The following is a 13,430-nucleotide window of genomic DNA, read 5'->3' as shown; positions in this document are numbered from 1 at the left end:
TGGGTGTGCCCGGCCGCTGAACGGCCGGGCACAGCCATGCCGACTCGGCGGCCCGAGGACTGCCGGCCGTGTCCGCTGCTGGAGCCGAGCCCCGGCTAGCTCGCTGGGGGTTGTTGCTTATGCTCGGCGGCCATTGTTCGCACGGCTGCCGACCGATGCGATGCCAGTGTGCGCAGAATGTCCTCGGCTGTGCTCGCAAGTGCTGGCTGACTCGCCAGAGTCGCGACCACGCTTCGGGGGACCTGTGTTCCCGTGTCCTGGATACACAGGCGCAGCATGGCGATGGCGAGGGTGTCGTCGATCCCGGCGGCGACAAGCTGTGCAAGGCCAGACGCGGCGGCGGCGCGGACCGACGGTTCCGGGTCCTGCGTCAGGGGGCTGAGCACTGCTGCCGTGACCGGTGGAGCGAGGTGCAGGGCGAGTTGGGTGGCCCAGGCCCGCTGGTCCCGGTCGCCGGTGAGCAGCCTGGCCAGCAGAGCCTGTGTGGCGTCGACATCGGTGCCGAGACTGGCGGCGAGTTCGGCGGCTGGGCCGAGCGGGCCGGGACGGCCTTCGAGACGATCGATCAGTGCGGTGGGATGACTGACCATGGCGGACGCGCTCTCCGCGAGTCGTGTCTGCACGTCGGCTCCCAGCCGATCGACGCTGCGGGCGAGCACGTCGCAGGCGCCTCGCTTGTCGCTCGCGGCCACCTGAGGTTCGTCCAGCAGGGCATAGAGCGGTTCCCCACTGCGCGACGTTAGGGTGCGTGCTGTTCAGCACCAAGAGCGCCCGGCCGACATCATGCGGCCCGGACCCCCAGCTTCCTTGCCTCGCCTCGATGATCTGCTTGGTGATCCGAGACTCGACCACCGCGATCAGATCACCGGCGACATCGTCGGGGAGCGCGCTCACATCCCCGAACGCTGCGAGAGCGTCCAGCGCGTTGCTTCCGCAGATCTCGCTCAGAAGTTGTTGCCGCGCACCGTCATCGGTCGGCGCCGCTGCGCCGAGCAGAGCCAGCCGGAGGTCATCGTGGTGCGCACCGGCTGCTCGCGCTGCGCGGGACGCGAGTTCGCTGGTCCAGGTTCTGGCTGGCAGGGCGCGGATCACCCCGGCCCACGATGCCGCAATCGTCTGGCTGTCCTGCGCGGGCAGTGCCAGAACAAACTCGGTGACAGCAAATCTGTCGTGAGGCGGCGCAGCCTGCAGAACGCCAGCGAGCGTGTCGATCAGCCGGTGGCTGGTCTTGAAGGCCGGCCTCGTTCGGCTCAGAAAGTCTCCGGGGGCCACCAGGGTGGCCAGCAGCCAGCGAACAGCGGCACTCGCGGTGGGCTGATCCAGGACGTCGCCGCCGCGGCGTAGCAGGGTCAGGTTGGTGCTGCTGGTGGTGTGGGTCCACCGCTCGAGGTCGATCTCGGCCGCGGCAGCTGTGACGGCGGCTGCGGGACCGTTGGCCACGAGTCGGCGCACAGCGAGGTCCAGCCCCTTGTCGTCACCACTTGTGCGGAGGGTGGTCAACAGCTCGCGTACCTGATCCGGGTCGCTGGCACGGCCAACGCGCAGCAGCGCCTGCTTGGCGTTGAGGCTGTCGAGCGTGCGCCAGGCGCTGTGGTCACCGAGATGGCTGGCGAGGAGGCTTGCAGTGAGCAACCGGTTGTTGGGCGTGTCCTCCGCGTGGAACACCACCGCGGAACGATGGGTCCACGTCGTGAACTCCCGTTCGATCACCGCGGTGGAACCTGCTGCGACGCGCTGGGAACGCCACCACACGGCGGTGGTGTCCAGTCCACTGATCGCCTCCTGCACGTCTTGTGTGCCCCAGTCCGACAGGGTGAACAGCAGCCGTGCGGCGGTGCCCGCGATCGCGGTGGCCGTCACGTCGTTGGCGTGGCTGAGCCGGATCCGCTGTACCTGCACCGTGTCCGAGCGCGCGTCGTCGATCCTGCCGATCTCCAGGCATGCCCGAGCGTGCTGCAGGGTCAGCCACGCCTGGTCGACTGGGGTGTTGTCGTTGCGCTCGAGGGTTGTCTGGAGCAGGTCGAGGGCCTCGTCCGGTCGTGCCCGCTCCAGCAGCGCCGTCGCGGCGACCACGGTGGCGGCGGCTCGGGCCGGCGGGCTGGGGGCGTCCACGACGACGGCGAGGAGTTGGTCGATCGAGCCGGTGGTGATGCGGGCGCCGAACGCGCCCACGAAACGCCACGCCCAGTCCGGCGAGTGCGCTGCCTCTGCGAGAGCCGGGACTTGGGAGTGTCTGCGGGCGAACTGGTCGATTTCGTCCAATCGCGCTTCGACGAGCAGGGCCACGGCTTGGTCCTGGCCGATCACAGGGTCGAATCCCGTGTTGCGGTGCGGGGCGACCAGACGTGGCACGAGGAGTGCATGTCGTAGCAGATCTACCGGCGCGAGGTCGCCGGCGCCGGTCCAGGCGGTCCCCTCCCAGGTCGATGCCGGGCGCACCGTGGCGGCCACCGAGAGCAGCGCGTCGCGGTGGTGGACGTCGATCGTGTTCTCGCGGGGGACGAATACCTTGGCGCCCTTGCCGGTGGACACGATCGACTTCGCGGTGACGTGCGCCCAATAGGACGTCTCGGTGTGATGGTCGTGCAGTACGACGATGTGCGGTACGGCGTGCGCCTGCCACGAGTCGACGTACTCACGGTCGTCGTCGCGAAACCACCATCCGGTGATCGCACCGGTGTCGTCTCGGACTGGCTCCCTGAAGTAGTGGTCGCCGGCCTTGACCTGGGCGCCGACGATCAATCCGAGATCAAACAGCCGGTTGTCGCGAGGCAGCATCAACAAGTCGGTGGCGAGGTCGGGCTCTGGCTTGCCGACCGCCCATCCCAGTTTGGTGAACTGGTGTTTCACTGCCGCTTCGCCCTGTATACCCAGCTGCCCTTTTTCCGGTTGACGCACGACGTCCAGTCAACACCACGGGCGGTGGTGTGCGACCGCCGACCCCGCATCGCGTCCAATGTGGACATGGCCTGCGAGATGGCCATCGAGCCAGCGTTGCGACTGGATCTCGGCGACGGCGTTCCGCCGGTCCGGCCACTACTCACCGAAATTGATCACGACCTTGATCAGCGAGCACGGGCACGGCACGCGAACGTCCGCGGTCGCTCCACACCGTCTTGGTCACCATCGAGGCCGCGATGCAGCACTAGCGGAGACCAGCACCTCTACCTCGGGGTGTTCGTGCATGTCGTTGTCTGGTGGACCGCTGGTCGTCCACTCGTTGCGGTCCGGTTAGTCGCGAGAGAGGTCGGTCAGCAGGGTCGCGAGTACTCGTTCCTCGTACTGCCGTGCTGGTGTCGCTGTGTCGGGGGCTCGTCGTGTGTATCGCCACAACATGGCGTGCGGAACGAGGCTCAGTAGCTGCTGCACGATGGCCTGGCCCGCGGGGTCGTCATCGGCGCGAATGATCAGGCGAGCACCTGTGGTCGCGAGACCGGCCAGGAGCTTGCGAACGGCGCCGCTGGGTACGCCGTTGGTGCACACCAACGGGTGGGTCCTGGCGCCGAGGGCATCCGCCGCCGCGGCCACGACGGTGGGGTTCTCGCAGACGTAGACGTCCACGCGCCGGTCTTGTCCGCATTGGTTGTGGTCGAGGGCGAAGTCGCCGTTGAGGCTGCGCCAGGTGAGCCAGACCGGTTCGCCGGTCTGGCAGCCGGCCGCGGTGATGGCGCATGCCGCGGCGGTGCCGGTGAGGGGAAGGTTGAGGACGAGGACGCGGGAGGACAGTGGATCGCAGACGACGCCGAGGGTGTCCCATGCGGTCCGCCAGCCCTCGATGTCGTAGGCGTTGTCGTCGGCGTCGGGAGCGTTGCTGTTGGCCAGGCGCAGGATGTCGAGTCCGAGCCGGCCCGCGCGGCGGTCGAGTGCGTGGGGGTCGTCGCATGCGGCGTCGGCCAGGACGCTGAGCATGATCGTGTCGCCGCCGTGGGGCAGGTGCCGCCATACCGTGGCGATCTTCTGGACGTGGGCGAGAAGTTGGCCGTGTCCGGCGGGTGGCAGTCCTCGGCGGCCCAGCCAGGTCTCCGCCTCGGTGCGGGGGACTCCCGCCTCGATCAGTGTGTCGAGTGCGTCCTGGCGTTCGGCTGCGGCGCGGGCGCGGTGTTCGCGGAGCTGGGTGCGCCGGTTGGTCAGGTCGCGTCCGATGAGTTGGCGCAGTGCGGTGTCGGCGTCGAGGCCTTGTTTGATCAGGCGGGTTTTGAGCATGTGCGGTGTGACGCCGCGGCCGGATGCGTCCCACTTTGTGCCGAGCAGGTCGCGAACCTGTCGGCGTTGCTGGGGTGTGAGGTCGGCGGGCAGCTCGGTGTGTCCCCAGCTGTGGCCGGCCTCGAGGTGTGCGCACAGCGCCGTGATGATCTTGGCTGGGCCGTCCTTGGCGGCCCACTGGGCGAACTGGTCCTGCGGGTCGGCGGGGGTGGTGTCGGCGGGCATGTCGTCCTGGGGGTTGGTCGGCTCGTCGGGGATGTGGGTTGTCTAGCCGGGTTGGTCGAACAGCCCTTCGTCGAGTGCGATGGCCTGGATGCCGGGTGGGAGCGGCTGGGTCAGTTCGGGAAGATCGGCGGGGTCGGGTGTGGTGATCTGGCTGGTGGTTTTCCCGTTCCACAGCATCGTTTCGAAGAAGACACCGGGCAGCGGCCGGGGTGCGCGGCAGGTGGTGACGATGGCCGCGAACGGGACTTCGGGGTTGTTGGCCAGGAGTCCGGGGCCGGCCATCATCCAGTCGAGGTCGCAGGCGCGGAGCAGCCGGAACAGGGCGGTCTTGTTGGGCGGGTCGACGCCGTCGAAGGCCTCGTCGAGCCACATCAGGCGAGGTGCGGAGGGATGCTGGTCGTACATGGCCTGGAGCGCGGCGATGAACGGGGCGAGCAGGGTGACGACTCGGGCTCCGCCGGAGAACGTGTCGTGCTGGGCCCGTTCGAGAGCGATCCACTTGTCGCCGCTGGATGTCGTGCGGTACTCCAGTTTGAGGTCGAACCAGCGCCGGTAGTCGAGGGTGAGCTCGAGCCGCTTGCGCCAGTCGGTTTCCCCATGCGCCTTGGCGGCTTCCTGCGCTTCGGTGACGCGTCCGGCGAGAAACTCCTTGATGGTCTTCTGGGTGGCCGCGGGCAGGAAGCTGACGCTCTCGTCCTCGAGGGACTTGAGGACCGCGTTGGCGTCGCGTTCTTCCGACACCGGCACGCGCACCAGTCGCAGGGTGAGCGCCGAGGTGGTCGTGGGACTGGCTTTGAGTTTGACGTTGATGCGCTGCCGGAGTGTTTCGACTTCGACCAGGCGGTCGCGCAGGTGCTCGACGAAGGTGCTGCCGAGTAGTTCGTTGATGGCGTGATCGAACTCGGCATCGTAGTTGGCGCGCAGCTGGTCGAGCTGCTCCTGCAGCGTGCGGACGGCCAGCGGTGGCGCGTAGTGGCGACCGGAGCCGTCCACGATCAGGTCGACCGACGGCTGTTGTGCTGGGTTGCTGTCGGAGGGTTCGGACAGGTTGGCGGTCCGGCTGGACAGTGCTTCGAGTTGGGATCGCAGCACGGGTAGTTGCGCGGTGAGTGCTTCCCAGCGGCGCCGCGTGTGGTTGGCCGATTGTGCGGTGCACGGTTCCCATCCATCGATGGGCAGCGCGTGCGCGACAGAGGTCGCATTGTCCACTGCGGACTCTGGTGTGGGCTCAGGTGTGACGGCGATGCCGCACAGCGTGGGTAGCCCGCTGTCGAGGTGCTGTGACCAGAGTGTCAGCGCCTCGGCGTGTCTGGTCTGCGCGTTGCGATGGTGTTGCGCGGCGGTGTCGACGCGGTTCTGTGCGGCCATGCGCTGTTCGAGCAGTCCGCGTTGGGTGTCTCGTAGCGTGCGCAGCGTGTCGCTGTAACCGTTGATGGCGGCGGCCAGCGCGGCGACGCGGTCGAGCACCTCCTGCCCGTCCAGCGATAGGGCTGTGCGCGCTTCCTCTGCGGCGGTGTGCAGTCGCCGGGACTCTTGTTGTTCTGTGTCTGCGTCCTCGGCGTCCTTGGCGAGGTCGGCCTCGCGCAGCTGCAGGTCCTGCTGTGACCGGGTCAGCGCCGCGACGAGGGAGTTCGACCGCCCGATGGCCGTGTTGAGCTCGCCGATGGCGGTGCGCAGGCTCGCCACCGCGGAGGCCACGGCGTCGAGTCCGTCAGAGTGGCGGGGCAGGTCGTGCTCACCTGCGAAGGCGATGACGTCTCGTGTCGCGGTCTCCGCCGCTTCGCGGGCGTCACGCATCGTGTCCTGGGCGTGCTGTAGTTCGCTGGCCTTGGTGTCGAGGAGAGCGGCGGCGTGGCGAGCGGCGTGCACGGCGGTGACCACCGCGGTGTCGGACGGGGCGTTGCGATAGGCCTCGGCCAGCGCCGCGCCACGTCGAGTGAGGGTCTCGACCGCAGCGGACAGCGTGTCCACTGTGGCCTGTGCGAGGTCCAGGTCGTGCCGTAGGTGTTCCAGTCGGCGTTGTCGTGCCTGCTCGCGCGCGGCCGTGCCGAGCAGCTGCGCTCCCTCACTCGCCGGTGCCGCTCGACCGGTCAGGCTCGTTAGCCGCCAGCTGCCGTCGCTGCTGATGACCGCGTCGTGTCCGGCGACACCGGTATCCGGGCTCGCGGGGTCGATGGGGGTGTCGGTGTAGGCGACGCTGGACAGCAGTCTGTCGACGACGCGGCTCAGGTCGGCGGGGATGCCTGCGGCCGGTTCCAGGACCGTGCGCAGCGTGTCGCGCGCACCTGGGCTCAGTGAGGAGCTGTCGGCGGCGGAGCCGCTTGTGTTGCCGGCGGGGCTGCCAAGCTGCCAGACGATGTCGTGGCCGTCGCGGCTGAGTTCGAACTGTCCGTCTGGGGTGATCCACGCTTGCAGCAGTCCTGCTGCGTCCAGGGCGGATTCGAGTGCGGCGACGTGCACTGGGCTGGTCGTGGCCGCGGGGTCGACCAGGCGCCACAGCGGTGCACCGGCGTTGGTGACACCGGTCGGTCGTGGCCGCCGCGACCACAGCGTGGGTTCGGGTGGGGTGGGCTCGGTCTCGGAGGAGAGCCGGTCGACCTCGGTGGACAGGCGGGTTCGCTCCGACTCGGCTGCCGTGAGTTGCTGCTGCTGCCGTGCGAGCTGTCCGGTGATCTCCTCCTGCGCAGGCTGCAGGTGTTGGCGGCGAAGGAGTTCGCCCAGTACTGGGCCTGGTGCCGGGGCGTCGACGATCGAGGCGACTTGTGCCATCCAGGTCTCGACGAGGGCGGGCGGCGGCGGGTTGTCCGGCAGCTGGGACGTCCACGCGGACAGGTCGTGGGCGAGCGTGGCGATGGCCTGCTCGACCTCGGTATCAGCCTGTGTGGACGCGTCCTGGGTGTGCCGGTACTGGGTTTCGGCGCGCCGGAGCTGCTCGTGGGCGACCTCGGCTCGGTGTTCGGCCTGCCCCTGCCGGGTGAACAGGCCACGGAGGTGGTCGACCCGCTGCTGGCGGTGTGAGGTGAGGTGGTTCAACCGGGAGATGTCCTGGCGCGCGACCAGTTCCTCCACGATGACGCCGCATCCCGCCTCTCGGCCGGCCTTCCCGACCGCACGGCCGGCGTGCTCGAGTTCCTCCGCGGCTTGGTGGGTGTCGCGCTGCACCGTGTCGTGATGCTCGCGTACCTGGGCGAGGCGTGCGCTGGCGGCCTCCACTCGGTGGGTGGCGCGCCGTACGCGCTCGTCGGCCTTGGCGGCCTGCTCGGCCAGCGAGCGCGCGTTGGCCGTCGCGCTGGCGGCGGTGGTGTAGGCCTCGGTTTCCTTGAGCTGATCGGACTGGGTCTGTGCTTGCCGTTGTTTGTCCTCGGTGGTGGTGATCTCGCTGTCGGCTGCGGCCAGCTCGGTCGCGAGTTTGTCCAGTGTGGACTGTTCGCGTTCCTGGTCTGTGCGGGCCTTCGTCAACTGCGCGTCGGTGGCGATCACGGGGTCGCACGCTTGGCGGATTTCGCTGTGTGCCCAGGGCAGCCAGTACTTGGTCGTGAACTGGGTGATCGCGGCCAGCGCCTGTTCGGCGTTGTCCTTCTCGGTGCGCATCCGCTCGAGTTCGTCCCAGTCCTGCGAGAGCTGCTCGATTTCGCTGTCGTCGATGGCGGGCAGCGCATGCCGGAAGGCGGTTGCCAGATCGTCCACCTCGAACCGGGCGCCGATCTTGGGTGTGCGCAGCACGCGCAGTACCCGGATGAGCTGGGCGAGCACGGTGCCGTCGCCGTCGAACATGGTGCGCGCGATGGCCGCCCGGTACTTCTCGCCCGAGGCGTGTTGGTCGAAGCCGGTGACTGTCTTGATCTGTGCGGGATCGACCGGGTAGCCGGACTCGACCAGTGTCAGCCCGGCCCGGACCCGATACCGTCCGATCAGGGTGCACCAGGTGGGGGCGATGTCGTTGTCGCCGACGCGAGCCTGCGCGTACAGCAGGGTGGTGAAGAACTCCGGGCCGTCATCGGTCAGGCGCCCATACTCAGCCCAGGCCCACCCGCGGTACTTCTTGGCTGTGTTCTCCCGCCGGTCCATCGGATGCTCTGAGGGCTCGATGTAGAAGCGGAACCGTTTGGTCGACGACCCCAGGGTGTCGATGTTGTGGGAGGAGACGTCGCCGGCGAACAGCAGCAGTGTTGTCAGCGTCATCAGGGTGGACTTGCCGGATTCGTTGGCTCCGGCCAGCTGGAGACGGCCGTCGGCGAACCAGGCTTCGGCGCGGTCGAACTCCCAGAGGTTGACCACACCGACCCGCAGCGGTTGCCACCGTTGCCGTTGCGGCATCGGCAGCCCACCGCGCTCGGCCTGCTCCCGCCAGTGCAACATCACTTCCTGCCGCTGGGCGAGGTCGGGGGGCGAGGACTCGGTCATCGGGGATCTTCCGTCTCGAATATCGTCGTCGGCGGGTTGATCGGACCGGGACCGTCGTCAGCGTCAACGCGACCGTCGGCATCAACGGGATCGGCGCCATTAACGGCATCGGCGGGGTCGGCGGCGGTCAGCAGGGGCTGGAAGCTGACACGGGGATTGCGGAATCGCGCGGCGGTGGGCAGGACGGTCCAGTCTTGTGCGGGTCCGACGCGCACGACAGCGAGGTCCTCCAGGATCGGTTCGACGGCGGCCCGCAGTCGGCTGATGCCGCCGCGCAGGTCGTCGGTCAGTGCCTCGGCGTAGCGTTCGCCGACCTCGGCGGTGACCTGGTCGACCAGCGTGGAGGGCACCGCGACGCGCCCGGCGGCGTCTGGTGCGGGGCCTGCGGCGAGCGCGCCGTCGAGGATGCTCAGGGCGAACCAGGACGCGCGCTTGCTGCCGGGAAACGCGATGACCATGCCTGTCGGGGCGTCCTGCGGCAGACGTAGCACCAGGCCTTCCGCCCGGATCTCCACGGTGCCACCGCTCATCTCCGCCGCGGCGGCGGCCAGTGAGGATCGTTGTGTGCGGGCATAGTCGGCGTCGTCGACGTGCAGATCGCCGTAGAGCAGGGCGGTATCCTCAAGCAGGCGCCGGAGCATGCGCTGGCGTCGTGTCGCGGTCCGCACCTCGTCGACATCGCGTCCGTCCACTGTGAACACTCGATGGACGGTGTGCGGATCGATGAACTGCAGCAGGGCATCCGAGTTGACCTCGAAGCCGCCGCCGATCCCCTCGCCGTCGTCTTCCCATTGGCGCAGCAATCCGTCGTCGGAGGTGCGCCGCACGAGCACGCCGCAGTGCACGAGGTGCTCGACGGCCCGTAGGAAGGTGTGCCGCTCGGCTCGCGCCCGGCGTCGGCCTTCGTCCTTGTCCGGGTGGGGGTTGTAGGGCGTGACCGCGCACGCGGGGTTGACCGACGCGGCGCGCACCGCATCGGACAGGTACTGCACCGTGGTGCTTCCGGTGACCTCTTCGCAGGCCGCGGCGAGCAGGATCCGCAGGACCAGCTCGCGGCGTGGCGGCGGGTGAGCCAGCGCGGGGGCGGCGGTCAGGTCGGGGCCGGCCGGGTCGCGGTGCAGGCGGACGACCCCCACGGAGGTGGTGAGCCGGTAGCCGATGCGGGCGACCCACCGGGTGAGTGTGCCTCGGTTGTCCAGCACGCCGCGGTAGAGCTGGGGATTGGTCTGGTGGGTGAGCACGGGGCACGTGAGCAGTCCGAGGAACGCTCGCTGGGCGGTGTGTTTCCTGACCGAGTCGGACAACTCGTCGTAGACGCGGACAGTCATGCGGGGATCAGCTCCAGCGTCCAGTCCGTGCAGACGATGTCGCCCGCCGGAGTGCGGACCAGGGCCGACGCGGTAGGCCTGGCTGGCGGATGCGCGATCACCAGCCACCGCCCGTCGGCGGTGCTCACCTGCCGGGGTTCAGCACCATGGTCGGCGCGGGCGGAGCTGACCGCGGCCAGGATGCCCCAGAACAGCTCGGCCTCCCCCGCCCCGAGCGGCGCCCACGACGACAGGGCGCTGCCCGATCGCGCGGCCAGCTGGTGTTCGGCCGCGGACTGCTCACGGCGCTGCGTCTGCAGCAGCCACCGTGCGTGGTCTCGAGCCTTGCGCCGGTCGGGCACCTGTGCCGGCGGGCCACCAGTGCTGCTGCGAGAACGTTGCCGTGCCACGGCGTCGATCGGCACCGGCGGTGCCTCCCAGAACGAGGTCCTCGATGCCCCGACCGCGGGGTCGGCGGACTCACCCGGCAGGTGGCGGGCCGTCCATTGCCCGGTCGCCTGGCACCACACCCGCCACGCCTCGTGATCATCAGCGGCCTGGTCGATCGCCGCCGCGACACGGAATAGCTCTGCCTGCCGGGTGATGTGTCCACCGGTCGACAGCAGCGCGCGGGTTCCCCGCAACAACGGCGACACGGCGTCACGGACCTGGCGGCGCAACCGCGTCGCCTGGTTGTCCGGTCCGGCGAACCACGCGCGCAGCGTGTCCAGACCGGCGTGGTGCACCAGCGCCATGGCCGAGATCGTCTCGTCGCTGGCCTCCGGATCGAGGCCGACCAGGGCGATGTCCCTCCACACCTGCGCGCCTCGCGCATCCAGCTCGTCGACGGCGTCGCGGATCCGGGCGCTGTAGGTGTCGATGCCGGCGCCCCACACGGTGATGTAAGCCATCACGGTGTCCCGCAACCGCGTGATCTTGTCGTCGTCCGGTGTGCCGGCCAGGGCCGAGGCCATCCGGGACTGCCACATGCGCGCGGCGTCGGCCATATTCTTCAGCGTGGTGCGCACCTGCGACCACGCGTGCGCCGCTGCCGGAAAGTCCTTCGCCGCGACCGCAGCGAGCACTTCGCGCAGCCGGTCGGCGATCACGGCGGGCGCGAACGCCGCCGCCGACGTCATCGCCGAGTGATCATCTCCTCGTTGCCGCAGCCACGCGTGCAGGTCCGCCGCCTCGGTGGTCAGCTGGTAGCGGTCGCGCGACCGGACGAAGTCGGCCTCGGTGCGTGCCCGGTCCTGCCAGCTGTGCACCACTCCCCACTGATCGAGCTGCTGCATCCGCGCGTCCAGGTCCAACACCGGCAGGCTGGTCAGCTCGCGGGCGCGCGGCACGTCGACCACCGATTCGATCCGCTCACGCACAGCGGTCAGCAGTTCGTCGCGCCCCACTCCGGTCAGCGCGACCTCCTGTGCGTCGAACAGCACGTCGACGATCAACCGGTACTGGGCGGCATGTTCCTGCGCGGTCAGATAGTTGGCGATGTCGACGCGGCCGGGGAAACCCGCCAACTCCCACAGGCGCAACTTGGACGACTCACGCGCGTTGCCGCGGACGTCGGTGGCGCTCATCGGGCATCACCGCGATACGGGGTGACGGCACGCGTGGACGTGCGAGTCGTGCTGGTGTGGGCGATGTGCGGCGGGTTGTTCTCCACGCGCTTCACGCTAAGCATGGACACCGACAGAATCGCAGGTCAAACGGGTGTTCGAGTTGCGGAGCGTCGCACACCGCGCGTCCGTTCGGGTCATCCTGGTCGCATGCGATCGCCCATAATGGTGATCATTGTGCGGCCGTCTCTCCGGTGGGTGATGGGATGTGGCGCTGCCTCCAGCCGGAGCACAGTGCTCGCAGCGACCACCCACTACCGGTGAGATCGCGAACGCTCCAGCTCAGTGGGTTCGAGGCACGCTCGGTTCTCCATCCAGCGGGCCTGGTGTTGCGCGCTAGCCGTTGGTCGTTTCGGGTGGTCCGTAGACGCGTGGCCGATCTCCTCGAGGCAGGTGGACCCGGAGATCGTCCGGAATTGTCGGTGCTGACTGTTACGTTCCGGACCATGACGGGCATGCATAGCAACCGCGCTGGTGTTTCTGGTGCTGCGCCGAGGATTGAGCTCCGACTGCACAGCGAGTGGCCCGCCTTGACCGAGGCGCTCAAACCGGCGGGTTCCTCGCTCAGAGTGTTTCTCGCGGAGCGGTTCCCACACACCAAACCTGTGTTCCAGCACTACAAGGACTCGGTCGGTCCGCTGGTGGTGCCCGCTGGCCCGGGAACGGCAGGTGTTGGCACGGGAACAGTGGGCGGGGCGTTCGACTGGCTGGTGGACTTCCTGGTGCATCCAGCGCCGGACATGCACCTCCCGGCTGTCGGCGCGCGCCGCTACGGCGCTCGCATGCCAGCCGCCCTGGTCGAACTCGCCGCGCTGCTGCAGACACGGGAGCCGGTCGAGGACGGTCGCGCCGGTCAGGGCGCGGTCAGCGAGTTCGACGGCCCGTGCAGCGGCACCACGGTCGATCCGGAGCTGCTCGCCCGAGGTTGCTGGGCGTTGTCGCTGCTGACCGAGCTGGGGCGCGGTGTACCGCCCGAGCGTTCCCCGCTGGCCGAGCTCAATCCGGCAATTGTGACCGGCCGTGATCTGCTCGGCATGGCATCGGATGCCGCCCTGGACCAGCTCACCGCACTGCGGCAGCAGGCCGAGTCCGTGCTGCTACCCGCTCTGGCATCCCGCGTGGGCCGGTGGGCGATCGGTCCAACGTTCGAGGGATCGGCGCTCATGAACGCCGACGCGGACCTGATCGCGGCAGCCACCCTGGTGGAGATCAAGACGCTGTTGGGCGGCAAGCGCAAGGACGGCACCCGCTACGCCACACTCGACGGGCCTACGTTGTTCCAGATGCTCGGCTACGTGCTCCTGGACTTCTCGGACCGCTTCGCGATTCGAGAACTCATGCTGTTCAACGCTCGCTACGGACACATCGCGACCTGGGATGTCTCGCAGCTCCTGCACACGCTCGCCGGTCACCCTGTCGATCTTCAGGCGCTTCGGACCGAATTCGCCGCGTTCCTCCGCAGTGGGGCCAAGCCGTCGCTCCGGGTGCGCCCGATGGACCGTTGACGAGCGTTGGGGATTCTCTGCTTGGGCTCGGGGACAGGTATGCCTCATACCGCTCCGATTCACCCACAGGCCTCGCGTGCCGGTACACAATGTCGGGAACGACATTCCTGACGCATCCGCGGTGTCCGGCTCGCACAGTTCCGACGCGATCTACGGACAGA

6 protein-coding genes and 1 pseudogene are annotated in these 13,430 nt (G+C 68.9%); 1 reads left to right on the top strand and 6 read right to left on the bottom strand.

The features are described 5' to 3' along the window. Positions 1 to 95 precede the first annotated feature (95 nt). From QSK35_RS42640 to QSK35_RS01285, 6 genes and pseudogenes are all read right to left on the bottom strand, one after another. A complete protein-coding gene (locus QSK35_RS42640) occupies positions 96 to 590 on the bottom strand; it encodes a HEAT repeat domain-containing protein (protein ID WP_352243194.1) in 495 nt (164 codons plus the stop codon). A gap of 1,873 nt (positions 591 to 2,463) precedes the next feature. After that, positions 2,464 to 2,898 (bottom strand): annotated as a pseudogene (locus QSK35_RS42635) (DUF4365 domain-containing protein); the annotation flags it as partial. Positions 2,899 to 3,231: 333 nt separating this feature from the next. Beyond that, entirely contained in the window at positions 3,232 to 4,428 is a 1,197-nt protein-coding gene (locus QSK35_RS01300) for a TIGR02679 domain-containing protein (protein ID WP_285741368.1), read from the bottom strand. Between the two features lie 42 nt (positions 4,429 to 4,470). Then, positions 4,471 to 8,832, bottom strand: a complete 4,362-nt coding sequence (locus QSK35_RS01295) for a TIGR02680 family protein (protein WP_285741366.1) — start codon at positions 8,830 to 8,832, stop codon at positions 4,471 to 4,473. Next, entirely contained in the window at positions 8,829 to 10,160 is a 1,332-nt protein-coding gene (locus QSK35_RS01290) for a DUF2398 family protein (RefSeq protein WP_285741364.1), read from the bottom strand. Before QSK35_RS01290 ends, QSK35_RS01295 begins: the two co-directional genes overlap by 4 nt. Beyond that, positions 10,157 to 11,725, bottom strand: a complete 1,569-nt coding sequence (locus tag QSK35_RS01285; RefSeq protein ID WP_285741362.1) for a DUF2397 domain-containing protein — start codon at positions 11,723 to 11,725, stop codon at positions 10,157 to 10,159. Before QSK35_RS01285 ends, QSK35_RS01290 begins: the two co-directional genes overlap by 4 nt. Positions 11,726 to 12,135: 410 nt before the next feature. Between QSK35_RS01285 and QSK35_RS01280 the strand changes: the two genes are divergently transcribed. Next, the gene (locus QSK35_RS01280; protein WP_285741360.1) at positions 12,136 to 13,269 is read left to right on the top strand and encodes a hypothetical protein; all 1,134 of its coding nucleotides are present in this window, start codon (positions 12,136 to 12,138) and stop codon (positions 13,267 to 13,269) included. Positions 13,270 to 13,430: the final 161 nt, after the last annotated feature.

It is taken from the genome of Lentzea sp. NBRC 105346 (assembly GCF_030269605.1).
Classification (GTDB): domain Bacteria; phylum Actinomycetota; class Actinomycetes; order Mycobacteriales; family Pseudonocardiaceae; genus Lentzea.
The sequence above is the reverse complement of the archived record's forward strand: the minus strand, read 5'-3'. Positions and strand labels throughout refer to the sequence as shown.

What these genes read in the sequence shown, in the direction of transcription:
- QSK35_RS42640 (WP_352243194.1), bottom strand. Translation starts at nt 590, where the DNA reads ATGGTCAGTCATCCCACCGCACTGATCGATCGTCTCGAAGGCCGTCCC.
- QSK35_RS01290 (WP_285741364.1), bottom strand. Translation starts at nt 10,160, where the DNA reads ATGACTGTCCGCGTCTACGACGAGTTGTCCGACTCGGTCAGGAAACAC.
- QSK35_RS01300 (WP_285741368.1), bottom strand. Translation starts at nt 4,428, where the DNA reads ATGCCCGCCGACACCACCCCCGCCGACCCGCAGGACCAGTTCGCCCAG.
- QSK35_RS01295 (WP_285741366.1), bottom strand. Translation starts at nt 8,832, where the DNA reads ATGACCGAGTCCTCGCCCCCCGACCTCGCCCAGCGGCAGGAAGTGATG.
- QSK35_RS01285 (WP_285741362.1), bottom strand. Translation starts at nt 11,725, where the DNA reads ATGAGCGCCACCGACGTCCGCGGCAACGCGCGTGAGTCGTCCAAGTTG.